Source organism: Cryobacterium sp. Sr3, assembly GCF_004402835.1.
GTDB classification, from domain to species: domain Bacteria; phylum Actinomycetota; class Actinomycetes; order Actinomycetales; family Microbacteriaceae; genus Cryobacterium; species Cryobacterium sandaracinum.
In genome coordinates, this window is sequence record NZ_SOFA01000041.1 from 1 (window position 1) to 25,525 (window position 25,525).

Genomic DNA, 25,525 nt, shown 5'->3' on the forward strand with positions numbered 1-25,525 from the left:
ATCTTAGGCCTCCCCCACACCCACCTGAAACAGGAACAAGCATGAGACGAAGCGAAAAACTGTGGTTCCACATGAGGCCGGGAAGCTCTGCGGCTTTCCGCACCTGTGGGGTACGTTTGGATACATTACGGCCGACACACCAGGCCGTCAAAACCAGCAACCGCCCGGGCGTGTCACGCCCCAACGGGGCGGAAACACGGCTTCCGTGCAGCCGGGACGGCACCCTATTTCAGCACAGCGGCAGTGCCGCTCGGGGCAAGAGTCTCGGCCTCGTCGTTCTTCACTTCGGCGGAAACCGAGTCATCCGCAACGGGGTGGGCGGCGCCCCTGTCCCCGCGGTACTTCCACAGGCCGATGCCGACCACGACGCCCGCAAGCAGGAGGGACATCAGGAGTTCCATGCGGGTGCGTTCGAGAATGGCCATGCCCGCGAGCAGTGCAACGATGGCGCCGATAGCCAGCCAGGTCAGGTAGGGGAAGGCCCACATCTTCAGGCTCAGGCGACTGGCGGCATCCGTGCCCATGCGCCGTCGCAGGATCAGCTGCGACACGGCGATGACGAGCCAGACGAGAAGCGCGATCGCGCCAGAGGTGTTGACGAGGAGAAGGAAGACCGTGTCGGGCGCGATGTAGTTCAGACCCACCGTGATGAACCCGACGACGGTGGAAGACAAGACGGCGGCGCGCGGCACGCCGCGGACGGAGATTTTCGACCACGCCGGGGGTGCGTCCCCGCGTTCCGACAGGGAGAAAAGCATGCGGCTCGCGGTGTAGAGACCCGAGTTCAGGCAGGAGAGCACACTGGTAAGCACGATGATGTCCATGATCGTGCCGGCCCCGGGGATTCCGTAGAGCTCGATCACAGCGACATAGGGACTCTTGGCCACGGAAGCGCTGTTCCACGGAAGCAGCGTGACGACGACGGCGATGGATCCGATGTAGAAGACGAGGATGCGCCAGACGGTGGATTTGACAGCCTTCTTGACCGCGTCGACCGGGTTCTCGGACTCGCCGGCAGCGATCGTGGCGATTTCGGCGCCGAAGAACGAGAAAACGACCACGAGCACGCCGCCGAGGACGGCGCCGCTACCGCTGGGGAAGAACCCACCGTTGCCGGTGAGGTTGCTCAGGCCGGGGGCCGCGACCCCGGGCATCAACCCGAGGATGGCCACGACGCCGAGCAGCAGGAAGACGGCGATGGCCGCCACCTTGATCGACGCGAACCAGAACTCGAATTCACCGAACATTTTCACGGAGGCGACATTGGTGCCCGTGAGGAGCACCATCAGAAGGAGTGCCCAGACCCACTGGTCGACCTCCGGCACCCAGCGGTGCACGATGGCGGCGCCGGCCGTGGCCTCGATGCCGAGGACGATGATCCAGAACCAGGCGTACAACCAGCCGATGCTCAGCCCCGCCCAGCGACCGAGGGCTTTGTCGGCGTAGGTAGAGAACGAACCGGTTTCTGGATGCGCCGCCGCCATTTCGCCCAGCATCCGCATGACCAGGATAACAAGCAGTCCCGCGGCCGAGTAGGCCACGAGGATGCCCGGCCCGGCCTGCTGGATGGCAGCTCCGGACCCGACGAAAAGGCCGGCTCCGATCACGCCGGCGATTGCGATCATCGAGAGGTGTCGCGGTTTCAGGGACTTGGACAGCTGCTGGCCTCCCCCGCCCTTTTTTGCGGCAGTGCGGTCTGTGTCTGTCTCGTTGGCCATGTCACTCCAGTTTCAGTGGGATGCTGCCACCCCGACGGTGGGGCCGACTGCTATCCATTGGTGCTTCGTGAGTCAGCGTATGACCGGCGATTACCGGCGCCGAAATCAACCCGCGGGTGGAAACGTGCTTGTAACGTGCGATTAATCGGCGGGCATGAGTGCGAGGACTTCGTCGCGGATGCGCACCATCACCTCAGGGGTCCCGGCCTCCACGGTGAGTCGCAGCTCGGGCCGCACCTGCTTCTGTTGCTGCTGCGGCGCTCGCTCCGGCTCGGTGCGCGATGGGCGCACGTTAAACCACCAGAACGGTTCGTCGACGCTCGTGAGGCCGATGACCGTAAGGCCGTCGATCTCCTCGAAGTCGGCGGAACCCGTGTAGGCGTCGACGACGCGCGCGTAGACCCCGGGCAGGTCGTCGACGGCCATGCTGATCTCGCCGGAATGGGCGTAGGGCATGGCATCCGCCGCCAGCGCCGACAACGGGCGGGGCTGGAATCCGAGCTCCGCCAGAACGTGCAGGGCCGCGAGCAGACCGCTGTCGGCGCACCAGAACTGCGGGAAGTAGTAGTCGCCGGAGTACCCGAACCCGAACACTGCCCCGGTGGCCCGCAACTCGGCCCGCATCAGGGATCCGCCGACCGAGGTGGGGACCGCGGCCGCACCGGCCGCCTCGATCGTCTCCGCCACGAAGCGGGAGACGTTGAGGTCGTGCAGAACCACCACATCCCGGCCAGGGTCCTCAATCCGCGCGCTCGCGATGGCGCGCCGGGCGAGCACGGCGCCGATCGCGGACGAGGGCACGACGCACCCGGTCTCGTCGACCACCACGCAGCGGCCGCCGTCGGCGTCGAAGCCGAGCCCGAGGTCGGCCTCGTGCTGGATCACGGCATTCCGCAGATCGGTGAGGGTGGCCGGGTCGGCAGGGTCGATGGTGTGCGGCGGGAGGTCCGGGCCCTGATCGAAGAAGAGCGGGACGATGGTGAGGGCTGCTGCGCGCGGTGTTTCGGCGGGGTCCGCCGCCGCGGAGGCGCCGCCGGCCGGGTCTCCGGCAGCTTCGCGGACATCGTCGCCGAAAACGTAGGGCACCGTGACGGCGGCGGCGCCGCGGCCGGCGTCGACCACGACGGTGAGCGGGCGGATGCCGGTGAGCCCGACGAGCGCGCGCAGCCCGGCCGCGTAGTCGGGCAGCAGGTCGAACTCGCGGCGGCGGCCGGGTGTCGCCACCGGGGCCGGCCCGGCGGCCAGATAGCCGACGGCGCGGTCACGAATGGCGCCGAGACCGTGGTCGTGCCCGATCTCTTGGGCACCCGCCCGAAGCATGGTGAGCGAGGAGGCGGTGATCCGGGCGGCCGGGGCGTTTTGGGCTCCCGAGCCGAATCGAATTTCGTCGGTGGAGCACACGCCGAGGTCGACGACGGTGGCCCCTCGGGCTTCCGCACCCCGGGTGAAGGCGGCCACGACCTCGCCCGCCTCGCCCCGGTCGTGACCGAGGAGTACCTCGCGGCTCTGCGCGCCGACTTCGTCGACGAAGGCAGCGGCAAGGGCAGCCACCAACTGCGCGGTCAACGGTGCGGCGGTCGTGCCGCACACCTCGCCCGGGCCGACGACGGCGCCCAAGCGGGCGGCGGCATCCGTCTGGTCCGTCATTCCGCGGATCCCGACTCGGCGTCCGGCCCGGCGGCCGGCTGTGCGTCCGGCCCGTCGGCCGGCTCGGTCGCCGGCCCGTCGGTGCGGAGGCGCACCAGCTGCCAGCCCTGCGGGGCTGCGGTCAGCCGGGCGTGCCGGGCGCAGAGGTCGAAGGTGTGCGGCTCGCGCTGCACGGCAAGCGGACCGAGGACGGCCATCGCGTCGGCATAGTCGAAAGTGAGAGTCGCGGCGGATTCCTCCGAGCAGGCGACACGGGAGCAGGGCCGGAATGACATTGGCTACAGGATACCCGTCAACGGGTCGAACTAGGATGAGGGCATGTCTCGAGTTCGCCGTTCCGCCGTATCGACGCCGGCCCCCGTTCAGCGCGGGCGAGGTCGGGACCGGCACGGCCGGGGCATCCGCAGCTCGGCGACCGGGCCTTATTTGCCGCCTCTGCAGACGCGCATCGACAACTTCGATATGACCGTGGCGTCAACCGTTGACTACCTCCGCTCGGTCTGGCCGGAGCAGCTGGGTGATGTGAGGTTCGTGGTTGCGGCCGGTCCTTCCTCGGTGCTGCCGGCCATCGGAGTGGAGCGCTGGGCCGTGAACGCCGCGGAGCGTCGCGTGGTCTTCTACCGTTTGCCGATCCAGCGCCTGACGCGGCTGCATCGGAACGACGACCTGCACCGGCGGATGGTGATCGAGAGCTGCGTGTTCCGCGCGATCGCCGAGCTGCTCGGCAAGGACCCGTGGGACCTGGCGCCGGATCGGTTCCGGCACTTCTAAGGTTCCGCTCGCGTCTTTTGCTGGCGGCGGCCGGAGTGCGCTCGGTCGCTTTTTTGTGCCCGGATCCCCGTAATTACGGAGCTTGTGGCCGAAGTTTGCCCCAATTTGAACTAATTCCAAACCGTTTGACGGAGGGGACCGAACCTCATTCAGCACCAAGAACCGCTGAATCCCAACCACAGACCCTAAGGATTTTCTCATGCGCTCATTCACCAAGACCACGCTCAGCCTCGCCACCGCGGGCCTCCTCATCGCCGGCCTCTCCGCCTGCTCGACCACAGCCGATGCGACCGCCCCGGCCGAGAATTCCTCCTCCTCTTCCTCCCCTTCCTCCGAGGGAGCAACCCCCAAGGCCCTCGCTTCGATCCCCGCATTGTCGGGCGTCGACACGTCCGTTCTCCTCGACGCCGACTTCGCTGCGGCGCTGACCAGCCTCGGCCTCACCCCCGGCACCGTGGGCACCGCCACCCTGACCGACGGCAGCCTGCACTTCCCGATCACCGGTGGAAACGTGGACTACTACGACCCCGAAGAGGACTACCGGCCCTTCGTCCAGGGCTCCATCGAGCACGAGGGCTCCGGCTTCTCACTGACCGCCGGCGAGACCACGGTCGAATTGACCAACTTCACGATCGACCCGGGCACCAGCAAGCTGTTCGGTGACGTGAGCGTCAACGGAGAGTCAGCCGCCACCCAGGTCCTCCTCTTCAACCTCTACGGCGGGACCCTGAAGCCGCTCCAGATGGACGGCGATAACGCCATCCTCGAGGGCACCACCGTGCACATCTCGGCTGAGGCCGCCGGCCTGCTCAACGACACGTTCATGACGGATGCTGTCGCTGACCAGCTCCTGGTCGGCATCGCGAAGATCACGGTCGCCACCAAGTAACACCGCTTTTCAGGAAGGGCCCGCTGCGCAGATGCGCAGCGGGCCCTTCCTTGTGTTGCTCGCTGTGGTCGAGACGCTGACCCGGCGGCCCGGCGGCCCGGTTCTGCCGCCCGGTTCTGCCGCCCGCCCGGGGCATCCGGGGCGGCCGCGGTCGCTAACTTCGGGGATTTTCGCAACACGCCGCACACCCAGGCGCCACAACCGGCATTTCGCGAAAATCTCCGCGTTTACGTCACACAGCGGATGCGAGGTGAGGGCCGTGTGACCGATGCCAGCGGCGGACAGTTAAACGGATTGCGCCGTGGCCCCTCTTCTCCTTCACAATATGGGCGTCATCGGGTTATCCACAGAGCGATGACTGGTGCCGATCTGGGGCATGGAATGTCAGTGGATACCCGTAGCGTCTCCCTCATGAAGCCCACTTATAGCGAGAAGTTCGAGGCCCGGGGCGACACTTCGAGGCGATTCAGGCGACGCAGGCGGAGTCCGCCCGAGTCGACGCCCGATTCGCCGCGCAGGTCAATGGAGCCCGCCGGTATTCCGAGATCACGGCCCGGACCGCGACTCGGGGGAGCTCCGTGCACCTGCCCGACGGGACGCTGAAGAAGACGTCACCGACCGGGCGCGCCCTCCTCAGCGAACCAGCCACGATCATCCGCCCGGCGGGGCATCCGGCGGAGAAGGAGGAGAAGGCGGAAGAGTAGAAGGTGAAGAAGGCGCGGGAGCCGGATTCGGACGTGCCGGCGCCGTTCTGATCGGGCGGAACAGGCGTCGTGCCACCTCGGGGCGGGCGCGGTGGATCGACATGACGACGATGACGACGATAGCCGTGGCGATGGCCACCCGGGTAAGCGGAATCGACGGGACCAGCAAGCGGAGGGTGAGGGCCATCGGCACCAGAAGCCACTCCCAGCGGCCGCTGAGGGCGATGAACGGCAGCAGCAGCAGGGCATACCAGGAGTACCGCGGGCTCAGAATGAGCAGCGCACTGCCGATCATGACAAGTTGGCCCAGCCAGGGCTGGTCGGGGTCCGTCTTCCAGATCACGAGCACGGCGATGACGAAAAGCAGCACACCGGCAACGATGACGGCCGAGCCGCCCGGGGCGACCAGCGAGAGCAGGGCGAAGCGGGTGCCGTCCTCGTACCCTTCCTCGGAGAGGTAGCCGGGCAGATAGCCGAGCACTCCGATACCGGTGGTCAGCACATACGGCACGTACAGCAGCAGGAAGGTGGCCACGGCGGCCACGGCGACCTTCCACCCCTGGCGCCGCAGCATGGCAGGGGCCGCGAGCACGGGAATCAGCTTGGTCGCGATCGCCGCGCCGAGCGCGATCCCACCGCTCCAATAGCGCCGGCCGGTGACCAGGAACACCGCGCTCAACGTGAAGACGACGCCGAGCATGTCGATGTGGGAATTCGTGACCGCTTCCGTGGCCACGAGCGGACACCAGGCCCAAAGCGCGGCGAACCGCTGGTCGATGCCGCGGCGGCGCATCCCGACCAGCAGCATCACCGTGGTGCCGACGCTGAGCAGGAGGCCCGTCAGTTGCAGGGGCCAGTACTCCGCATTCGGCCCGGTGACCGCCCGGACGCCGGCGAAGAAGATCTCGGCGGCCGGCGGATAGATCGTGGGCACTCCGGTGCGGTTCAGTGCCGAACAGAGAATCTCGTCGGACTCGCTTTTCAGCGCCGTCTGGATGCGTTCGCCGACGCACATGAGATCGCCGGCCGCGGTCAGCTCCGGAGCCGGAAACAACCAGTCGGGGCGCAGGGCGTCGAGCCGATCGTCGGCCGGCGTGTAGGCATACGGCGAAATGCCCGCGGTGGCGACGATGCCGTCCCAGGCGTAGCGCGCGGAGTCCGTGCTCGTGTTCGGCGGACCGACCATGGCCGCGGCCCCGATCCCGACCGAACCCGCCAGGATCAGCACGACCACGGCCCGGCCCCGCACCCCGCGCAGCAGGACCACGGCGAGCGCGAAAAGCAGCCACAGCCCGCTGGTGCAGATGACCAGAGGCACCGTGTCGCGTCCCGGCTTGAACAGGTCATACGCGAGCACGCTGAAGGCCGTCAGGGCCGCACTGGCGGCAAGGAGGAGGGAGACAACGGCGATACGCACCCTGCCATCCTGACGGAACCCGGGCATTTGGGCCCAACCGTCCCGGTGCGCGTCACCGGACCGTAAGGATTGCGCCGCCTCTCCGGGCACCCCGGATGATGCAATGGAACCATGAGACGAATGATGTACGAGGCCCAGCGCGCGCTGGCCTCCCCGGTGCGCAATCCCCGGCTGGCGGTCGTGATCGGCCGGCTGCTCGGCGCCGCGTTCATCGTCTGCTTCGGCACCGGCCTGTACAGCCATTTCCTGCAGGAGCCGCTGCCGTGGATGCGGTTCCCGACCCGGCCCGCGTCGCTCTACCAGATCACCCAGGGCACGCACATCGTGGCCGGCATCGCATGCTTCCCGCTGCTGCTGGCCAAGCTCTACATCGTCTTCCCCGACCTGTTCCAGTGGCCGCCGGTGAAATCGTTCCTACACCTGCTCGAACGCGCGTCGATCGCCCTCTTCGTGGGCGCATCCCTGGTGCAGATCACCATCGGCCTGATCAACACCTACCAGTGGTACCCGTGGCCCTTTCCCTTCCGCGAGGTGCACTACGCCCTCGGCTGGGTGTTGGTGGGACTGCTGGTACTGCACATCGGCATCAAGCTGCCGATCATCACACGGTTCTGGAACGGGCGCGCCGCTGCCGAGCACGAGGCAACGGATGCCGCGAGCGACGTTGAGTCACCGGCCGACGTCGAGGCGGTGCGGCTCTGGGGCAGCGGACGTCCGTCCGGTGTGACGGGCCGGTTGATCGCCTGGATCGACGCCACGCCCTCGTTCGTGAGCGAGACGAAGACCGTGAGCGAGACGACGACCGTGAGTCGCCGGGGCTTCCTCACCACCGTCGGAATCGCCTGCGCCGCCGTGGTGGGGCTGACCGCCGGCCAGACCTTTGCGCCTCTGGACGCGGTGAACGTGTTCGGTCCGCGCAAGAAGGGCGTCGGCCCGCAGGGCCTCCCGGTGAACCGCACGGCCGAGGAGGCAAAGGTCACCGCGTCGGCCGTCGCCGCCGGCTGGGTGCTCACCCTCGCTGCCGGTGGCGTGGAGCGCAGCTTCAGCCGCGCCGAGCTCGAGGCCCTGCCGCAGACCGAGGTGGAACTGCCGATCGCCTGCGTCGAGGGCTGGAGCCAACTGGCGCTCTGGCGCGGGGTTCGCCTGTCGGAACTGGCCGACCTGGTCGGCGCCGACACCGGCGCATCCTTTCGCCTGATCAGTCTCGAAGAGCGCGGCAGCTTCAAGAAGACCGAGATGGGACCGGAATACGTGCGGGACCCGCTGACCCTGGTGGCGCTCGAGCTGAACGGCGAGACGCTCGACCTGCAGCACGGTTACCCGGCACGCATGATCGCCCCGGGACGGCCCGGAGTGCTGCAAACCAAATGGCTGAGCCGGATCGAGGCGATCACCGCATGAACACCGCAGGTATGACAACAGCACGCGCGACCACCGCGCTCCCCCACGCCGGCGACCGACGGATGCGCGCAGCCCGCACCACGCTGATCCTGCTCGGCACGTCCGGGCTCCTCTTCGGCCTCTACGTTCTGTTCGACACAGTGCGGATCACCCGACTGCCCGGGGTGGCGCTCTGGATCGGCGCGGCGATCGTGCTGCACGACGCCGTGCTGGCGCCCCTGGTCTTCTTCTGCGGCCTTCTGCTGCGCCGCGCGGGGCGCCGCGTCACGGGCACGATCGTGCTGGTCGTGCAGGCCGCCATCGTGGTCGGCTCGATCATGACGCTGATCGTGGTGCCCGCGATCGTCGCCCGGTCGCTCACCTCGAACAATCCGAGCATCCTTCCGCTCGACTACGGTCGGAACCTCGCTCTGTTCTGGGTGGCCGTCGCCCTGGTCGCGACGGTCTGGTCGGTCGTGCTCTACGCTCGCAGCAGGCGCGCGAACCAGCGGCCGTCCAGCCGCCAGTCCTGAGCCACGACCAGACCGGTCGCTCCGGCACGGTCGCGGAGGCCGTTAATGCCGATTTCCGCCCAGGGGAACACGGCGCTGCGGCTCCCGGTTGAATCCTCGATGGTGCCGAGGTAGCTGTCGTCCCGGGCCGGGTCGTGGCTGAGTTCGACCAGGAGAACGCCGTCCGGCGCCAGCAGGTCGGCGCAGCGCGTGAGCAGAACGGATGCGTCGCCGCCGATTCCGATGTTGCCGTCGACGAGCAGCGCGGCCGCCCAGCCACCCTCCAGCGGCAGAGGGTCGAAGACGCTGCCCTGCAACACGTCGAGGCCGGCGTCTGCGGCCATGCGCACGGCGGTCGCCGACACGTCGAGGCCGAGCGCGGTCAGCCCCAGCCCCATGGCGGCCCGCACCATGCGGCCGGGGCCGCAGCCGATGTCGAGCACCGGGCCGGTGATCCCGTCGAGCAGGCAGAGGTCGGTGTCGTCGGCGTCGGCGCTCCACCGACCGGCATCGATGGTGGCGTGCTCGCCGGAGGATATCCGGCGCAGGTAGAGCACGTTGTCGGCGTTCCGCAGCGCGGCGGCATAGGGCTCCGCGCCGCCGGCACCGAAGGTGGTCGGTTCGGCCCACTCCCCCTCGAGTTGTGCGGCCAGCAGCGTCATCGGAAATTGTCCGTCGGGCTCGGCGGCATCATGGCGGCCAGAGCCGTGGCGAATCTGCCGGTGGGCGCGATCCCCGCCACCCGGTGGGCGTCTTCGATGGTGTCCACATCGGTGAGGGTAGGCAGCAGGTTCACGCGCAACCCGGCATCCGTCAGCCGTTTCAGCTGCACAGCGCCAGTATCGTCCCGGGACATCGGCACGCCGCGGATCAGGTCGCCGGTCGGGTCGTTCAGGGCGAGCGCCCAGAAGCCGCCGTCGTTCGCGAAGCCGAACCAGGCATCCACGTCATCGGTCCAGTCGGTGAAGACGGGTTCGAGCAGGGCGGGGGTGACCTGCGGGGTGTCCATGCCGACCAGCAGCATGGGACCCTCGCAGGCGTCGAACACGGCCGCGAGCCGCAGGTCGAGGGTGCCCTCCACCTGTGGCAGGATCTCGTAGCCGGCGGCTGCGTTCGGCGCAATCACACCGTCGAAGGCCAGGATGCGGCGGGTCGCGGGCAGGGTGGCGACCGCGGCGAGAGTGTCGTCGAGGCTGGCCGCCGCCAGATCGGCGGCCTGTTCGAGGCTCAGCGGCGGGTGCAGCCGGGTCTTCACCCGACCGGGAAGGCATTCCTTGGCGATCACGACGATGGTCGTCATCGGCGCGTCTCCCGGAGGAGGGCGGACATGTCATTGACCGCGGTCAGGGTGCCGCGCACGGTTCCGGTCACCTTGCTGCGGCCGACCCTGGGCGAATACGTCGTGTCAACCTCGAGGATGCGCCAGTTCGCCGACGCCGCCTTCAAGAACATCTCCAGCGGATACCCGCTGCGGCGGTCCTGGAGATTGAGGTCCAGCACGGATTCGCGGAGCGCGGCGCGCATGGGGCCGAGGTCATGGATGTTCACCCCTGTTATTCGGCGCAGACGCCAGGACAGACTGGAATTGGCGAGGCGCGCGTGCAGCGGCCAGGATTTGGCGGTCGCGGGCCGGCGGCGGCCGAGCACCAGGTCGGCGGATCCGGCCCGCACGGGATCGACCAGGAGCGGCAGTTCGGCCGGGTCCATCGACGCGTCGGCGTCGCAGAAGGCGACAATCGGCGCGGTGGCCGCCAGGAGGCCCGCGTGAGCGGCGGCTCCGAAGCCGCGGCGCGCCTCGTGCACGACCTGGGCGCCGGCCATGGCGGCGATCTCAGCCGATCCGTCGGTCGAGCCGTTGTCGACGACGATGGCCCGATACCCCTCCGGGAGTCGCGACAGCACCCAGGGCAGGGCGTCGGCCTCGTTCAGGCATGGCAGCACGAGGTCCACCTGGAACACAGTCATGGGTCGACACTATGGGGGCCGGCTCCGCCGAAACGGCCAAAGAGATTACGGAGTGAGGAAGAAACGGTGTCGCCTGCTCCGGCCCGGCACACCCGGTGCCTGCCGCTCTATCCTGATTTCGTGCCTCCTTCCCTGCCCCCGGGCGATTTGCGCCCGCTACCGCCTCTCGAGCGCCGCATCCTCGTCGTCGACGACGACCCGACGGTGTCCGAGATCGTCTGCCGGTATCTGCGGGCGTCCGGGTTCGTGGTCGACGAGGCGGCAGACGGCTTGGACGGGCTCGCGAAAGCCGAACAGCTGCGGCCAGACCTGGTCGTGCTCGACCGGATGCTGCCACTCCTGGACGGAATCGAGGTGTGCCGGCGCATCCGCGGGGACTGGGAGATCCCGGTGATCATGTTGACCGCCCTCAACCAGGAGGAGGACCGCATCGACGGCCTCGAGGCCGGCGCCGACGACTACCTGACCAAACCGTTCTCCCCGCGCGAACTCGTGCTGCGGGTGCAGTCGGTGCTGCGCCGGAGCACCGCGCCCGCCGTGCCGGCCGGTCTGGTCTCGGCCGGCGACTTCGCCCTGGACGCGCAGGCGCACGAGGTGCGGCTGCGCGGCGAGCCGCTGGTGCTCACCGCGCGGGAATTCGACCTGCTGGCCCACCTGATCAGGCGTCCGCACACCGTGCTCAGCCGGGAGGACCTGCTTCGTTCCGTCTGGGGCTGGGAGTTCGGCGACCTGTCCACGGTGACGGTGCACGTGCGCCGGCTGCGGGAGAAGATCGAGGCTGACCCGGCGCAGCCCCGGCTGCTGAACACGGTCTGGGGGGTCGGCTACCGGTTCGACCCGGTTCCGCTGGCTCCCACGGGGCGGCAATCATGACACCGGATGTGCTCCTCACGGTATCGCTGTTCACGCTGGCCTGCGCGGTGGTCGTCGGCGGCGCCGGCCTGCTCACCCTGCGCCTGCTTTCCCGCACCTCCCTCGTACTGCAGCTGATGGTGATCGCCCTTGCCACGGTGGTGTCGGTCGTCGGCGGGATGGCGGCGGTCGCCTCGCAGACATACGTCTCCCGGCACGACCTCACGGTCTTCTACTCCGTGGCCAGTGTCGCCGGACTGGTGTCACTGGCCATGGCCGCGGTGCTCAGCCGTCAGCTCGCCCGGGACAGCCGCTCCCTGCGCTCGGCCGCGGCCAGCATCGTGCGCGGCGAACGGGTCGCGGCGAACGACCGACACAGCAACAACGAGTTCACGGCGCTGGCCGGGGAACTGGCCGCGACCGGGGAACACCTCGCCGAATCCCGTGTCCGCGAGAATCAGATCGAGGAGTCACGGCACGAGCTGATCGCCTGGATCTCTCATGACCTGCGCACGCCGCTCGCGGGCATCCGTGCCATGGCCGAAGCCCTCGAGGACGGCATGGTCGAGGACCCGGAACGGTACTACACGCAGATGCGCGGGCAGGTGGACCGGCTCACGGGCATGGTCGACGACCTGTTCGAGCTGTCGAAAATCCACTCCGGCACCTTGCGCCTGAGGCTGCAGCCGGTCTCGCTCTACGACCTGATCAGCGACACCGTCGCCGGACTCTGGCCGATCGCCCAGGCCAAGTCGCTCGACCTGCGATTCGCCGGAGAGAAGGGGCTGACCATCCTCTCGGACCCGCGCGAACTGTCCCGGGTGGTCGGCAACCTCGTCATGAACGCCATCCAGCATTCGCCGGCCGGCAGCTCGATCGTGGTCTCGGTCACGGCCAGCACCGGATCGGGTGCCGGTGCCACCGACCACGCCGTGATCTCGGTAACGGATGCCGCTGGCGGCATCCCCGAGCAGGACCTCAGCCGGGTCTTCGAAGCCGGCTGGCGGGCGAGCGGTCCGCGCACCCCGGTGGCCGAACCGTTGGGCACCGGCGGCGCCGGCCTCGGCCTGGCCATCGTGCAGGGGATCGTGCGGGCGCACCACGGCGAAGTGCGGGTGCGGAACGTGCCCGGCGGGTGCCGGTTCGAGGTGCTGTTGCCGCGGCATCCGATCGCTACGCGCTGATCCACGCCGGACGCCCCCCCCGAACGAATTCGACGGAGATTTTGACTGGATCGGCGCCAGAAGCGCCGAAAAAGCCGGTTCACACGAAAATCTCCGTCGAATTGGTTCATACCGGGGCTACCGGGTGACTGCGGCGCGCAGTGGCGCGTTCGCGAAAGCGCGCATGCCCTCCTCGAATGAAATGCTGGGTGCCCAGTCCAGTTCGCGGCGGAGTCGCCCCGAGGAGGCAGTGATGTGGCGCACATCGCCGAGCCGGAATTGCCCGGTGACGACGGGGGTCGGTCCGTCGGTGGCCACGCTGAGGGCCGCGGCCATCTCGCCGATGGTGTGCACGACGCCGCTGCCCACGTTGAAGGGGCGGAAAGTGGACGGCTCGATGCCGGCGGTCCAGTCGAGCGCGGCGAGGTTGGCCGAGGCGACGTCGGCGACGTGCACGAAGTCGCGACGCTGGCCGCCGTCTTCGTAGACCCGTGGGGCCTCGCCTCGTTCCAGCGCCGAGCGGAACAACGACGCGACACCCGCGTAGGGCGTGTTCTGCGGCATCCCCGGCCCGTAGACGTTGTGGTAACGGAGTGCCGCGGCCCGGCCTCCGGTGGCGCGCGCCCACGCCGACGCGAGGTATTCCTGTCCCAGCTTGGTGCTCGCGTAGACGTTGCGCGGGTCGAGCGGGTCGTCCTCGGAGATGAGCAGTGGCTCGAGGGCCTCACCGGTGGCCTCATCGACGGGGTCGAACACGCCTTGCAGCAGATCGGCCTCGCGGCGCGGTCCCGGACGCGTGAAACCCTCCGGGCCGCGGTAGCTTCCCTCCCCGTAGACCACCATCGAGGAGGCCAGCACGAACCGGTTGATCCCGGCCTCGGTCATCGCTGCGAGCAGAACGGCCGTGCCGACCTCGTTGCTGTGCACATAGTCGGGGGCGTCGGCGAAGTCCACGCCGAGGCCGACCTTCGCGGCCTGGTGACAGACGGCATCCGTGTCGCGGAGAGCGAGCGCGACGACGGATGCGTCGGTCACGTCGCCGACGATCACGTCAACACCGTACGGCAGCACCGGGAGTCCACCGTGCACGTCACTGCGGAGGGAATCGAGCACCCGTACCTGCCAGCCGCGGGCGAGCGCGTCCCGGACGATCGCGCCGCCGATGAAACCGGCCCCACCCGTGACGAGCAGGCGCCGGGTCACGCGTCGGCTCCGGCCGGCGCGGCAGGGGCAGGTGCAGGACGACGATCGAGCACGACGCCGACCTGCTCGGGGGCGATCAGCTCGCGAGGGGAGAAATTCTCGGGCAGGGCACGCAGGATGCCGTCGATCGCGGCCAGGATCCGCGGCTGGGCGGCCCGGAGACGCGTGAAGACCAGGCTGGCGGAAACGGTATCCGGGTCGGCCTCGACCTCGGCCTGAGGTGTGTCGGTCTGAGCGGTGTCGGTTTGAACGGTGGGCACCGGGGCCAGGCCTGCGTCGGCGTCGGTGACGAAGGAGACATTGACCGTGCCCATGTTGAGTTCGGCGGCCAGGACGACCTCCGGGTACTGCGTCATGTTGACGGTGTGCGCGCCCGCGGCGCGGAACCAAAGCGATTCCGCCCGGGTGGAGAACCGCGGGCCCTGAATCACGACGCAGGTGCCGGTGGGTGCGAAGTTCTCCTCCAGCGTCGCGAGCGCGCCGATCGCGAGGCGGCGCAACTCCGGATCGAACGGGTCGGCCGCGGCCAGGTGCGCGACCGTGCCCTGGTCGTAGAAGGTGTCGGCACGGCCCGAGGTGCGGTCGATGAACTGGTCGGTCACCACCAGCATCCCCGGCGGGTATGCGGGGCTGACGCCGCCGACGGCCGACGAGGAGATGATGGCCTTCACGCCCAGCGACGCGAGCGCCCAGATGTTGGCCCGATAGTTGATCAGGTGCGGCGCCACCGAATGGTCGCCGCCGTGCCGGGCCAGGAAGGCGACCCGCCGGCCGGCCCGCAATCCGATGGAGATCGACGCCGAGGGAGGGCCATAGGGCGTGATGATGTCGACGGATGTCTCGGTGCCGGCGTCGAAGAGCCGGTACAGTCCGGACCCGCCGATGACGGCGACGCCCACGTCGGCGGTGCTGGTGGTGCTAGTGGTGGTGCTGGTGGTCTCGATCACGGGATCTCCAGAGGTTGGAAGACGGTTAGCGGGGGTAGACCCGGATCGGGGCCGCCAGCGGCCCGGCCTGGCTCAGCGGGAATGCCGCGAGCAGCCCGTCGCCCGCGTAGGCCACCGAAGCCACGGTCGAGGTGCCGCCGGACACGAGGTAGCGCTGCGACTGCTCCAACGGCATCGTGGCCGAGCCGCCGGCCGGCACCGCCACTGTGCTGGATGTGCCATTGTCGGGGGTGGCCGTGTAGGTGGCGTCGACGGTGCCCATGTTGACCAGGTTGAGTTGCGGGGACGGGCCGTCGGCGGCGGCCACCAGGAACTCGTCGGCGAGAGCGTCGGACGACGCGAACCAGGCGAAGTCGCGGCCTGCGGAACCCGCCGCGGAACTCTGCGCCGCGGCCACGATCGGCTCGCTGGCGGTCAGTTCCAGCGAGTAGGTACCGGGCACGAGCCCGGTCAGGGGCACCTCGGTGGCAACCCCCGGCTGGATGTCGACCTGGACCGAGGCCCCGGCCGCCTGGCCGGTCGCACCGGTCACACCGACCTGGACCGTCGCCGCCACCGTTCCGGGAACAAGCACCCGCACCGAGGTGACGTCGTCACTAAGACCGCCGACCTCGTCGGGGGCATCCGATCCGGCAGCGTTGGAGACGATCACGCCGGCGATCGCCAGGGCTTCGGCGGGGCCGTTTGAGGGACCGAGGAGGTCGACGCCGCCGGGTTCCAGCCCGCGCACGATGCTCTGCTGCAGCGTGGCCGCCACCTGGCCGCCCTTGGATTGCACGTGCACCACGGGTGAGCGGAGGTTGGGGGCCAGTCCGGCGAGGGAAACGACCCGCTGGGTGCCCGGCTGCACGAGGATTCCGGTGGAGCCGGGGGCATCCACCTGACCGGTCTCGCCGAACACGGCCAGGTCGACGGTGGCCACGACCGTGGTGGGGTTGCTGAGCAGCACGAGGCTGGTGCGGCCGATGTCGGTGGAACCGCCGACGAGCCAGCTATCACCGGCCGCCTCCCCGCAGCCCGCGACGGCCAGGCCACCGAGCGATTCGCCGCCCGCGATCTGGGACTGGCTGCCCGTGACCAGCGGTGCCGCCCCCGACCCGGGCGGGGTCGGAACGCGCAGCAACTGCGGTGCGCCGAACGATTCGGGGTTCGCGTTGTCCGGGGCCGCGATGGCTGTAACCTCCGGTTCGATCCACCCCGGCTCGCCCGACGCCGCATGGGCGCCGAAAACGGCTGCAGCGCTTCCGACGGAACTGGCTGCCTGTGCCTGGCTGGAATCCTCGGCCAGCACGAGGAGCGGCCCCGGGCAAACTCGTTGCTGCTCGCTCGGAGTCGGCGACACGATGATGGACGACGGCCCCTTCTCAACCGTGGGCCAGGTGACGAGGGTTGCCGCGCCGACGGATGCGACGACGACGCCGAGACCGACCAATCCGGCCACCGCCCGCGCCCCGAGCAGGGCGATTCCGCGTTTACTGGGCATGGTCGTGCTCCTCCGAACGGGCGCCGATTTCCGTGTCAGCTCCGGAATCGGGTCCGGTACCGGAACCGACGTCCGGTGACGTTCCAGGGACGGCTTCAGTCGACGTGACCGGTGCGGCTGTGTCGAGGGCGCCCGCCGCCGCGGGCGTCACGGCGCGCTCGGTGGAGGGCCGGAAGCCGGGCGCGGGCTTCCTACGGGCCGCCGCCTTGGCGATACGTTTGTTCTCCCTGGCGCGGGCCTTCGCCGTGTTGCGGATGGCGTCCCGGCTGGCCTGACGCACCGCCTCCGGCCCCGCGCCGGTGGGGATCGACAGGAGCACGGTGGCCCCGACCACAAGCACGGCGATGACGAGGAACACCAGACCGAGAGTGCCGCCGGCGTTGGCCGGGATGGCGCCGTTGGCCGCGGTGGGAACCGGGGCATCCGTCACCTCGTACTGCCAGAGCCGGCCGAAGACCGTGTCTCCCACCGGCGCCAGGGCGGCGTTGCCGTCGAGGGCGGTCGTGGTGCGGCCGGCGGTCTCTTCTGCCGCGGGGGTGACCGGCGCCGTGTTTCCGGGACCGGCCGGTGCGACGGCGGCCGGTCGAAGCAGCACGAAACGGATGCCGAAGTCGGCCAGGCCGGCCGCGGCGTCGAGCCCGCTGCGCGAGGCGAGGTTTCCGGCCAAAGTGGCCAGCTCCTCCTCCCGCGGGCTGAGGGTCACGTCGGTGCTGCTGAGGGTGGACTGGGTGTTCAGGGTGGCGCCGGGACCGCGCACGATGGTCGCGAGGATGCCCCCGTCGGGTTGCGGCACGATCTGCAGGGTGCCGACCCGGGCATCCGTCTGCGCCTCGGCGCTGACGAACGCGGGCTGGGTGCGGTCGATGCCCTCGGCCACGACACTGGTGCCGAGGGGCAGGGCTGCGACCAGCGGCGCCACCACGATCACGAGCAGGGCGACCACGGTGACCGCCGGGGCGATGGCGAAGCGGCGCAGGCCGCGCAGGGCGAAGACGACCGCGCCGACCAGTCCGAGCCAGTACAGGCTGAGCCCGGCGCCGGCCCAGATGCCGACCGGCTGGCCGCCGACCGAGGAAAGGGAGAGCTGGCTGGCGGCGATGGCCGTGCCCGCACCGAGCAGGGCGGTCAGCAGCGCGAAGCTCGCGCCGCGGGCCCCAGGCAGGAAGAGGGCAAGGGCGCCGAGTACGGCCAGCGGGATCAGGAGCACCGGCACGAGCACGGACGCGTCGACACCGGGCAGCCCGAGCGTCTCGAGCAGCGGGGTCCACCCGCCGAGCTCACCGGACGGGAAGCCGAGCAACAGCTGCCACACCGAGACGTCGGGGGCGGGCAGAGGCAGGCCCGGGTCCGCCAGCAGGGCCAGCCAGTTGCCGCGCAGTCCCTGATTCCAGATCAGAGGTGCCGCGAGGGCGAGCGCCGCCAGAGGGATGCCGATGAACCGCATACCGCTGCGCCCACTGAGCAGCATGGCGATCAGCCAGACCACCAGGAGCGCGGGCGCGAGCGACGGCGCCGCAGCCACGATGGCGGCGAACAGCAGGGCCGCGGAGCCGGACGCCGACCACGAGCGGGCGGCCATGAACCCGGCGAAGAACAGCCACGGCAGCAGCAGGTGCACGAGGATCGCAGCCGGACGCCCGGCAGCGAGGGCGCTGAGGAAGGTGGGCGACAGCATCCAGAGCACGGCGGCGATGGCGCGAATGGACGCGCGCTCGGAGAGGCGGGTCGCGGCAAGCCAGGCGCCGAGGGCGGCCAGCGGCAGGGCAAGGAAGTGGAGCAGGACGAGCGAGAAGGACGGCGCCCAGAAGGTGAGCGAGCCCAGCACCGCCAGCACCGTGGCGAATGGGTCGGCGCCGCCGACAAAGCCCAGGCCGATGTCGCGCCAGCCGTAGCCGATGCTCCCCCAGAGTTCGGCGGGGGTGTCCGACAGTGGCAGCAGCGCGCCGCCGGTGAGGGTGCGGGCGCCGATCAGAGGGCCCAGGACGATGAGGCCGGCCACCAGGGCGGCCAACACGGTCCACGCGCCGCCACCGGAGATGAAGCGGATTTCGGGCACCTCGCCGTTCACGCTGGTGAGGCTGGCCTCACGGCGGAGCGCCTGGCGGCGGCGCACCTCGACGGTGGGCACGCGCAGTGAGGCGATCGACGCCCAGCCCAGGGTGCGGGTGGCACCGAAGCGGCGCCGGGCAGCACTCACCCGCAGACCGCTGAAAGCCGCGGCGAACGCGGCGGAGTACTCACCCAGAATCGCCCCGGGTTCCTTCTGCAGCAACTGCCCGAACGAGCGCAGCACCGCGAGGGGAACCAGGGCCAGCCAGTGCAGAGGGATCATCCAGCGCGGGGAGTAGACAAGCCGGCGATGCAGCTGCGCGGCGCGCATGGCACGGAGGCGCTTGCGGCGCGGCGACGCCGGAGACGCGGTAACCGGCCATCCGCACGCGCACACAGAAATCGAGGGAGTCGTCCGCGGACGGCAGGGCCAGGTCGAAGCCGCCGAGCTGCTGCCAGACGAGGTGGCGCACCAGCATGCCGCCGGCGCTCACAGCGAGCACGTCGCCCATTCCATCGTGCTGGCCCTGGTCGAGTTCGCTCTCCACCAGGGTGACGGTCGCACCGCCGGGCGTCAGGGACTGCCCGAATTCGTGGATATAGTCGCCGGCGTCCCAGTCCATGACCTTGGGACCGGCCACGGCAACGGATGGCGCAATCTCCAGTTCGCCGAGCAGGGCCGTCAGGGCGTCGGGTTCCGGCGCACTGTCCTGGGCGAGGAGCCACAGCATTTCGCTATCGGACTCGGCGGGCGCGATGACCCTCTCGGCCGTGACGATGGCCTCGCCGAAGCTGAGTCCGGCATCCGCTGAGATGAAGTGAGTCGGTGCGTAGGCAGCCAGAAGCGCGGCCGTAGTGTCGGTCGATCCGCAGTCGACCGTGATCACGACGTCGGGTTGACGTGTCTGGCGACTCAGCGCCTCGAGAGTGCGGTCGAGGTGCTTGGCGCCGTTACGGGCAACGAGGATGGCGGTGACTCTGGCATGCATATGGAGAACAGCCTAGATTGGTTCGGGCCCGATGAGGAGCAATGGGAGGGGCGAGCCTGAAAAACACTGCTTCGCCTCCGGTGCCGCAGCCGGCGTCGGGTCCGGATTCGCATGCCGTGGGTCGTTTTACGGCCCGTCTGAGGCCTAGCTGGCCCGCTTGCGCAGTTTGCGCCGTTCCCGCTCGGACAGGCCGCCCCAGATTCCGAACCGCTCGTCGTTGGCGAGCGCGTATTGCAGGCACTGGGTTTTCACCTCGCACGAGGAGCAGATCTTCTTGGCATCGCGGGTCGACCCTCCCTTTTCGGGGAAGAACGCTTCCGGATCGGTCTGCGCGCAGAGCGAGTCCGATTGCCACGACAGAAGATCGCCGTCGCCCGCTTCCTTGCGAACCCCGGGAACACCCAGACGAACCGGGTCAATGAACCAGTCCTCCGGTACCCCGGCACGAGACTCTGATAGCGCCATATCGTCATCCACCCCACTGCAAAATGTGCCCAAAATTACGCGTCAGCCCTAATTACAGCCGTGTAATTCCTTGCCGTCAAGTCGCTGATACTAAACCGTCAATATTTGTTGGAGGGTTTCGACTCGCCCAAGAGCGAAAATCGGTGAGATTTGATTGGTCACAACGCTGAGACGGATGCCGCCTGCCGCGATTCCCAGGCGCTTTGCACCATCTCCTCCAGGCTGTGGCGCATGGCCCAGTCCAGATCGCGGGCCGCGAGTTCGCCGGAGGTGACGATCCGGTCGGGGTCGCCCGCGCGGCGCGGACCGATCACGGGCGCGAAGTCGATGCCGGTGACGGCCGCCACGGTGGACATGATCTGCCCCACCGACACTCCGTCGCCGCTGCCGAGGTTGTAGACGGGCAGCACCGGCTCGCCGGCGTCCAGGTGCCGGGCCGCGGCCACGTGCGAGAGGGCCAGGTCTGCCACGTGGATGTAGTCCCGCACGCACGTTCCGTCGGCGGTGGCGTAGTCGTCGCCGTTGATGCTCGGGATGCGGCCCTCCATCAGCGCGTCGAAGACGAGGGGGAAGAGGTTGTGCGGGCTGGTGTCGCGCAGGTCGAGCGCTCCGGACCCGACCACGTTGAAGTAGCGCAGCGCCGTGTAGCGCAGTCCGGCGGCGACGGCCTGATCGCGCAGCAACCATTCGCCGATCAGTTTGGACTCACCGTAGGGAGATTCGGGGTTCTTCGGGGTTTCCTCGGTGACCAGGTCGGTGTGCGGGGTGCCGTAGACGGCCGCGCTCGAGGAGAACACCATCCGTTTGACCTCGCACTCCTGCATGACCGCCAGCAGGGTGGCCATGGCCGTGACGTTCTGCTCGTAGGTGTGCAGCGGGCGCTGCACCGAGACCCCGGCGTACTTGTAGCCCGCGACGTGCACGACGCCGGTCACGGTGTGCTCGGCGAAGGTGCGCATCAGCAGCTCGCGGTCGAGGAGGGTGCCGCGCACAAACGGCACGTCGGCAGGCACGAATTCAGCGTGCCCGCTGGAGAGGTCGTCGATGACGACCACCTCGATGCCCTCTTTCAGGAAAGCACGAACGATGTGGGAACCGATGTATCCGGCACCTCCGGTGACAAGCCACGCCATCTGAACCTCGCAAGATCTGACGGCAATCAAGCACTGCCGCTCTGCAAGCCTAGCCTCGGTGGCGGGGCTGTCACTGGTCGATCAGCGCGGCAGGTCGTCGGGGCGGGTCGCCCGGACGCCCGGCGCAGCCTGCCGCTGCCCGGAGCGAGTTCCCGGAGGGTGGCGGACGCGGGGGCGGGCAGGGTCGGGCAACGGATGGGGCCGTGATCGCGACGCGCGCGGGTGCGCCAGGCGGCTCGACCGCGAGCTGGGCGGTGCTCGCCGCGGCGCAGGGGCGACACCTGATGCGGGGGCCGGGAACCGGCCCGGGCCCTAGCCGAGACGGTGGCGCGCCCGCAGCATCCGCTCGTGGAACGGCGGAAACGCTGCCGACGGCTCGCGCTGGTAGTCGTACTCCAGCGCCGTGACCATCGCCCGCACACACAACCCCCACTGTTTGCGAAGGAGCGTGTAGCTGAACCTCAGGGTGCGCCCGTTCTGGCTTGCAACCAGCAGATCGCGTTCCCGGTCGACCTCGAAGGCGATCGGATCGTCATGCCAGTCCTTCCCATCGATCTCGACGAAGGTCGACGGCCCGATCTGGCCATCGAGATGCCCGACTCCGCTGACGAACGGTTGCGGAACGAAGGGGATGCCCGCGGCCAGGGCCTTGAGTCGGAATTCCGTTTCCCCACCCGCGGCGGCGCGTCCGTCGACCTCGTCGCGCCAGGACTGAACCCGCGGCGGCGCGCGGGCGAAGATCCAGCCCAGGTCGTCGCGGATAATCCCGACGCCGTTTTCCTGGGCGCTGTGCAACGCGGCATCCAGACACACGATTGCGGTGACCCGGTCGTGGTTGTGCAGAATGCGCACCGGGGCCTCGTGCACGCTGGTACGCCACACGCAGTCGCCCCGTCCGTCGATCGCGTCGTCGCTCCACGTCACGCGACACCGCACACCGTCGAGCACATCCAGCCGTGCGCGCATGTCCGTCGGGCGCCGCAACCCGCGCGCGGCGCTGGGGACGCTGACGTGGAGCCTGCCGGTGGTCGGGGTCCAGATCCCGTAGGACTTCAGGCAGCTCAATCCGGCCAGCCGGCCTCCGATCCGGAACGCCTCGACGGCCGACGGCGGCGCCGACGGAACCGAGTACCAGCCCTTGCGCACCCGCACGACCGTTCCCCGGTTGACCTCGCCGCGGAGGTGCCCATCGCTCCAGCCTCGGGCGCGGAGTGCGGCGCGTTTGACGAAGAGTCCGTGGTCGAGGATGTCCCTGGTGGGTGAGCGCATGGCCCGCAGCCTCGCAGCGGAGTCGAAGCCGCGCCGCGGCATCCGTCACCTTGGGGATAACACGCCGCCCCCACCGGATGGGGGGGCACCGTTTCCCGCCCGGACGCTACCGATCAGACCGCCCCAGCACCCCCGCGCTGCTGCGCGGAGGGGCGACCGCGAACGAATTCGACGGAGATTTTGCTCCGAACAGCGCACAAACCGGCAAATAGCTGGTTCGAGCGCAAAATCTCCGTCGAATTGGTGGGGAGCCAGGGCTAGGGGGTCGTGGCCAGGAAGACCTCGCCGACGCCGGCGAACGTGAGCGTGCCTTCGTCGGGCGTGATGTAGACGGACTCGCCGCGCTTGAGGGCGACGGATGCCCCCGCACCGGCCACCAGGAATCCCCCGGCCGTGCAGATGGCGATCGCGGGCCCCGTCAGCGTGAACTGCCGCATCGGCACTCCCGCGCGAGAAGCCGGAGCCGCACGAGCACCCGCATCAGCACCAGCACCCCCGGGAGAAGCCACAGCCGCAGGCGCACCCGCACCCGCACCCCCGGCTTCCGCCGCGATGTGCACGAGCACGAAGTCGTCCACGTCGGGTCGGTACTCCGAGACGCCCGGAGACGACAGCACGGGCGGAAGGTACGGCACGGGCAGCGGCGTGAATTCGAGCACCTCGAGCAGTTCGTCGACGTCGATGTGCTTGGGGCTCAGCCCGCCGCGCAGCACGTTGTCCGAGGCGGCCATCAGCTCCACACCGAGGCCGGACAGGTAGGCGTGGATGTTCCCGGCAGGTAGGTAGAGCACCTCGCCTCGGCGCAGCGACACCCGGTTCGTCAGCAGCGAGATCACGATGCCGGGATCCCCCGGGTAGGCACGGGCCAGGTCCCGCACGGTGGCGAGTTCGAGCGGGTAGTCGAGGATCGCGCCGCTCTCGGCCAGGTCGGCCGCGCTGACGGCGAGGGCAACCACCCGCTCGACCAGCCAGGCCACCTCGCCGGAATCGCCGCCGCGGCCGTCGCGCAACAACCAGTCGACGCAGTCGCGCAGAGCGTCGTCGCCGAGCAGGTGCCGCTCGAGCGCATCGAGCGCGCCGGGCTGCGGGTCGTCCGAGGCCACGTCGAGGGCGCGCAGCTCGCCCAGGATGCCGCGGATCTCGACCGGCTCGCGGAACCCGCAGAGGGCCTCGAAGGTGTCGCTCAGGGCGAAAATCACCTCGGGCTTATGGAACGGGTCGCGGTAGTTGCGGTCCGCCGCATCCTGCGGAATACCGGCCGCGTTCTCCAGGCCGAAGCCGATCCGTGCCCGCTCCGCGGTCGGGTGCGCCTGCAGCGAGAGCGGTCCCGCGGCGGCGAGGATCTTCAGGAGATATGGCAACCGCGGAGCAGCGGGCGCGGCGAGCGCGGCGCCGAGGGCCTCCTCCGGGGCTGCGTGGATCCAGTCCAGGAGGGTGTGGTGGCCGCCGACCTGCTCGGGGTCGGTGATGACGCTCGGCGATCCCGGGTGTGCGCCCAGCCAGAGTTCGGCCTCAGCTGTGCCCGACGGATCGTAGCCGAGCAGACCCGCGATGGCGGTGGTCGAACCCCAGGCATAGTGCCGCGGCGTATTGGTGATGCCCACAAACATGGCGCTCTCCTGCACTCTTAGGTTTAGACCAAACTACCAACCGCTTGCGGCGTGCCGGTTCCGCGACCGTAGGCTGCGAACATCCGCCGACCGCCGCACGCCGGCCGTCGCCACCTTTGCAATGGAGCACCTGATGACCTTCGAGCTACTTCCCAGCGACTTCTACGGCTACGAGAATCTGCTGACCGATCAGGAGAAGACCGCGCTCGCCAATCTGCGCGCCTACCTCGAGTCCGACGTTCGGCCCATCGTGAACGGATGCTGGGAGCGCGCCGAGTTCCCGGCCGAGGTCATCCGGCCGCTGGCGGCGCTCGGGGCCTACTCCTTCGGCTGGCCTGAGACCCGGCCCTTCCAGAACTCCGCGGTGTTCCGCGGCTTCGTGGCCCTGGAGACGGCGCGCGTGGACGCATCCGTCGCCACGTTCGTCGGCGTGCAGAACGGCCTCGCCTGCGGAACCATCTCGGCGACCGGCTCGCCGGAGCAACGCGACGAGTGGCTGCCGCGCCTGGCGAGCGGGGAGCTCGTGGGGGCATTCGGGCTGACCGAGCCGCTCTCCGGCTCGGACGCGGCGCAGGGACTGCGCACGACGGCCACCCGCACCGGCGACACTTGGCTTCTGAACGGCGCCAAACGCTGGATCGGCAACGCCACCTTTTCCGACATCACCATCATCTGGGCGAAAGACACCGCCGACGGCATGGTCAAGGGCTTCATCGTGACCACCGACACCCCCGGCTACAGCGCCACCCGCATCGAGGGCAAGATCAGCCTGCGCTCGGTGCAGAACGCCGACATCGTGCTCGAGAACGTGGTCGTGCCCGAAAAGAACCGGCTGCAGAACGCGAACTCGTTCAAGGACACCGCCAAGGTTCTGCGCCTGACCCGAGCCGAGGTGGCCTGGGCGGCCGTGGGAACGTCGATCGGCGCCTACGAGGCGGCCGTCGCGTACGCGAAGGAGCGCACGCAGTTCGGCAAGGAGATCGGCGGCCACCAGCTGGTGCAGGACCTGCTGGTGAAGTCGCTGGGCAACATCACCGCCAGCCTGGGCATGGTCGTGCGGGTCTCGCAGATGCTCGACGAGGGCAGCCAGCGCGACGAGCACGCCGCCCTGGCCAAGCTCTTCACGACTGCCCGGATGCGCGAAACGGTCGCCTGGTGCCGCGAACTATTCGGCGGCAACGGCATCGTGCTCTCGTACGATGTGGCGCGCTTCTTCTCCGACGCCGAGGCCGTCTACTCCTATGAGGGCACCCGGGAGATGAACACCCTGATCGTGGGGCGCAGCATCACCGGCCAGGCGGCCTTCGTCTAGGCGAGTCAGGGGCCGCGCCCGCCCTAGCCGCGAGTCCCGAACCGCGA

General features: G+C 69.3%; 23 protein-coding genes. 7 read left to right on the top strand and 16 right to left on the bottom strand.

The window, feature by feature from the left end; translation table 11 throughout:
- Positions 1 to 224: 224 nt before the first annotated feature.
- The 3 genes from E3N94_RS13125 to E3N94_RS13135 all read right to left on the bottom strand — a co-directional run bounded on the left by E3N94_RS13125 (position 225) and on the right by E3N94_RS13135 (position 3,640).
- Entirely contained in the window at positions 225 to 1,718 is a 1,494-nt protein-coding gene (locus E3N94_RS13125) for an amino acid permease (protein WP_134342634.1), read from the bottom strand.
- Positions 1,719 to 1,859: 141 nt separating this feature from the next.
- Entirely contained in the window at positions 1,860 to 3,365 is a 1,506-nt protein-coding gene (gene manB / locus E3N94_RS13130) for a phosphomannomutase/phosphoglucomutase (RefSeq protein ID WP_134570382.1), read from the bottom strand.
- Complete coding sequence (locus E3N94_RS13135; protein ID WP_104099183.1) at positions 3,362 to 3,640, bottom strand: DUF3499 family protein; 279 nt, start codon at positions 3,638 to 3,640, stop codon at positions 3,362 to 3,364. The genes manB and E3N94_RS13135 overlap by 4 nt, the downstream gene beginning before the upstream one ends.
- A 43-nt stretch (positions 3,641 to 3,683) precedes the next feature.
- Here E3N94_RS13135 and E3N94_RS13140 point away from each other — a divergent pair, with 43 nt between their 5' ends.
- Both E3N94_RS13140 and E3N94_RS13145 read left to right on the top strand, forming a co-directional pair.
- Entirely contained in the window at positions 3,684 to 4,136 is a 453-nt protein-coding gene (locus E3N94_RS13140; protein WP_104099184.1) for a metallopeptidase family protein, read from the top strand.
- 199 nt (positions 4,137 to 4,335) lie between these two features.
- The gene (locus E3N94_RS13145; protein ID WP_104099185.1) at positions 4,336 to 5,025 is read left to right on the top strand and encodes a hypothetical protein; all 690 of its coding nucleotides are present in this window, start codon (positions 4,336 to 4,338) and stop codon (positions 5,023 to 5,025) included.
- Positions 5,026 to 5,676: 651 nt separating this feature from the next.
- Here the strand turns inward: E3N94_RS13145 and E3N94_RS13150 are convergent.
- Positions 5,677 to 7,146: a glycosyltransferase family 87 protein gene (locus tag E3N94_RS13150; protein WP_166790111.1), complete on the bottom strand. Its 1,470-nt coding sequence runs from the start codon at positions 7,144 to 7,146 to the stop codon at positions 5,677 to 5,679.
- Positions 7,147 to 7,257: 111 nt separating this feature from the next.
- On the opposite strand from E3N94_RS13150, the gene E3N94_RS13155 reads away from it, so the two are divergent.
- Both E3N94_RS13155 and E3N94_RS13160 read left to right on the top strand, forming a co-directional pair.
- The gene (locus E3N94_RS13155) at positions 7,258 to 8,547 is read left to right on the top strand and encodes a molybdopterin-dependent oxidoreductase (RefSeq protein WP_104171422.1); all 1,290 of its coding nucleotides are present in this window, start codon (positions 7,258 to 7,260) and stop codon (positions 8,545 to 8,547) included.
- 11 nt (positions 8,548 to 8,558) lie between these two features.
- Positions 8,559 to 9,059, top strand: a complete 501-nt coding sequence (locus tag E3N94_RS13160; RefSeq protein WP_104099189.1) for a hypothetical protein — start codon at positions 8,559 to 8,561, stop codon at positions 9,057 to 9,059.
- Here the strand turns inward: E3N94_RS13160 and E3N94_RS13165 are convergent.
- Genes E3N94_RS13165 through E3N94_RS13175 form a run of 3 tightly spaced genes read right to left on the bottom strand, consistent with a single transcriptional unit; the run spans position 9,008 to position 11,003 of the window.
- On the bottom strand, positions 9,008 to 9,700 hold the full coding sequence (locus E3N94_RS13165) for a methyltransferase domain-containing protein (protein ID WP_104099190.1): 693 nt from the start codon (positions 9,698 to 9,700) through the stop codon (positions 9,008 to 9,010). The two genes, E3N94_RS13160 and E3N94_RS13165, sit on opposite strands and share 52 nt — an antisense overlap.
- Positions 9,697 to 10,338 (bottom strand): DUF2064 domain-containing protein, encoded by a 642-nt coding sequence (locus E3N94_RS13170; protein WP_134401194.1) that lies wholly within the window; start codon positions 10,336 to 10,338, stop codon positions 9,697 to 9,699. Before E3N94_RS13170 ends, E3N94_RS13165 begins: the two co-directional genes overlap by 4 nt.
- Positions 10,335 to 11,003 carry a glycosyltransferase family 2 protein gene (locus E3N94_RS13175; RefSeq protein WP_104099192.1) on the bottom strand — a complete coding sequence of 223 codons (669 nt, stop codon included), beginning with the start codon at positions 11,001 to 11,003 and terminating at the stop codon, positions 10,335 to 10,337. The genes E3N94_RS13170 and E3N94_RS13175 overlap by 4 nt, the downstream gene beginning before the upstream one ends.
- A 120-nt stretch (positions 11,004 to 11,123) precedes the next feature.
- Here E3N94_RS13175 and E3N94_RS13180 point away from each other — a divergent pair, with 120 nt between their 5' ends.
- Both E3N94_RS13180 and E3N94_RS13185 read left to right on the top strand, forming a co-directional pair.
- Positions 11,124 to 11,876, top strand: coding sequence for a response regulator transcription factor (locus E3N94_RS13180; protein ID WP_233191092.1), 753 nt, complete (start codon positions 11,124 to 11,126; stop codon positions 11,874 to 11,876).
- Entirely contained in the window at positions 11,873 to 13,039 is a 1,167-nt protein-coding gene (locus E3N94_RS13185) for a HAMP domain-containing sensor histidine kinase (RefSeq protein WP_134570384.1), read from the top strand. The genes E3N94_RS13180 and E3N94_RS13185 overlap by 4 nt, the downstream gene beginning before the upstream one ends.
- A 117-nt stretch (positions 13,040 to 13,156) precedes the next feature.
- On the opposite strand, the gene E3N94_RS13190 is transcribed toward E3N94_RS13185, so the two are convergent.
- The 9 genes from E3N94_RS13190 to manA all read right to left on the bottom strand — a co-directional run bounded on the left by E3N94_RS13190 (position 13,157) and on the right by manA (position 24,166).
- On the bottom strand, positions 13,157 to 14,221 hold the full coding sequence (locus E3N94_RS13190; protein WP_134570385.1) for an NAD-dependent epimerase/dehydratase family protein: 1,065 nt from the start codon (positions 14,219 to 14,221) through the stop codon (positions 13,157 to 13,159).
- Positions 14,218 to 15,168 carry an MTAP family purine nucleoside phosphorylase gene (locus tag E3N94_RS13195; RefSeq protein WP_134570386.1) on the bottom strand — a complete coding sequence of 317 codons (951 nt, stop codon included), beginning with the start codon at positions 15,166 to 15,168 and terminating at the stop codon, positions 14,218 to 14,220. The genes E3N94_RS13190 and E3N94_RS13195 overlap by 4 nt, the downstream gene beginning before the upstream one ends.
- 25 nt (positions 15,169 to 15,193) lie before the next feature.
- Positions 15,194 to 16,651 (bottom strand): DUF5719 family protein, encoded by a 1,458-nt coding sequence (locus tag E3N94_RS13200; protein ID WP_134570387.1) that lies wholly within the window; start codon positions 16,649 to 16,651, stop codon positions 15,194 to 15,196.
- The gene (locus E3N94_RS13205; protein ID WP_134570388.1) at positions 16,641 to 18,983 is read right to left on the bottom strand and encodes a glycosyltransferase family 2 protein; all 2,343 of its coding nucleotides are present in this window, start codon (positions 18,981 to 18,983) and stop codon (positions 16,641 to 16,643) included. The genes E3N94_RS13200 and E3N94_RS13205 overlap by 11 nt, the downstream gene beginning before the upstream one ends.
- Entirely contained in the window at positions 18,889 to 19,689 is an 801-nt protein-coding gene (locus tag E3N94_RS13210) for a glycosyltransferase (RefSeq protein ID WP_134570389.1), read from the bottom strand. Before E3N94_RS13210 ends, E3N94_RS13205 begins: the two co-directional genes overlap by 95 nt.
- A gap of 144 nt (positions 19,690 to 19,833) precedes the next feature.
- Complete coding sequence (locus E3N94_RS13215; protein ID WP_104100299.1) at positions 19,834 to 20,154, bottom strand: WhiB family transcriptional regulator; 321 nt, start codon at positions 20,152 to 20,154, stop codon at positions 19,834 to 19,836.
- 158 nt (positions 20,155 to 20,312) lie between these two features.
- Positions 20,313 to 21,287, bottom strand: coding sequence for a UDP-glucose 4-epimerase GalE (gene galE, locus E3N94_RS13220; RefSeq protein ID WP_134570390.1), 975 nt, complete (start codon positions 21,285 to 21,287; stop codon positions 20,313 to 20,315).
- Positions 21,288 to 21,599: 312 nt separating this feature from the next.
- On the bottom strand, positions 21,600 to 22,556 hold the full coding sequence (locus E3N94_RS13225; RefSeq protein WP_134570391.1) for a hypothetical protein: 957 nt from the start codon (positions 22,554 to 22,556) through the stop codon (positions 21,600 to 21,602).
- Positions 22,557 to 22,813: 257 nt separating this feature from the next.
- A complete protein-coding gene (manA, locus tag E3N94_RS13230; protein ID WP_134570392.1) occupies positions 22,814 to 24,166 on the bottom strand; it encodes a mannose-6-phosphate isomerase, class I in 1,353 nt (450 codons plus the stop codon).
- Positions 24,167 to 24,299: 133 nt separating this feature from the next.
- Between manA and E3N94_RS13235 the strand changes: the two genes are divergently transcribed.
- Positions 24,300 to 25,478 (top strand): acyl-CoA dehydrogenase family protein, encoded by a 1,179-nt coding sequence (locus E3N94_RS13235; RefSeq protein WP_134372213.1) that lies wholly within the window; start codon positions 24,300 to 24,302, stop codon positions 25,476 to 25,478.
- Positions 25,479 to 25,525: the final 47 nt, after the last annotated feature.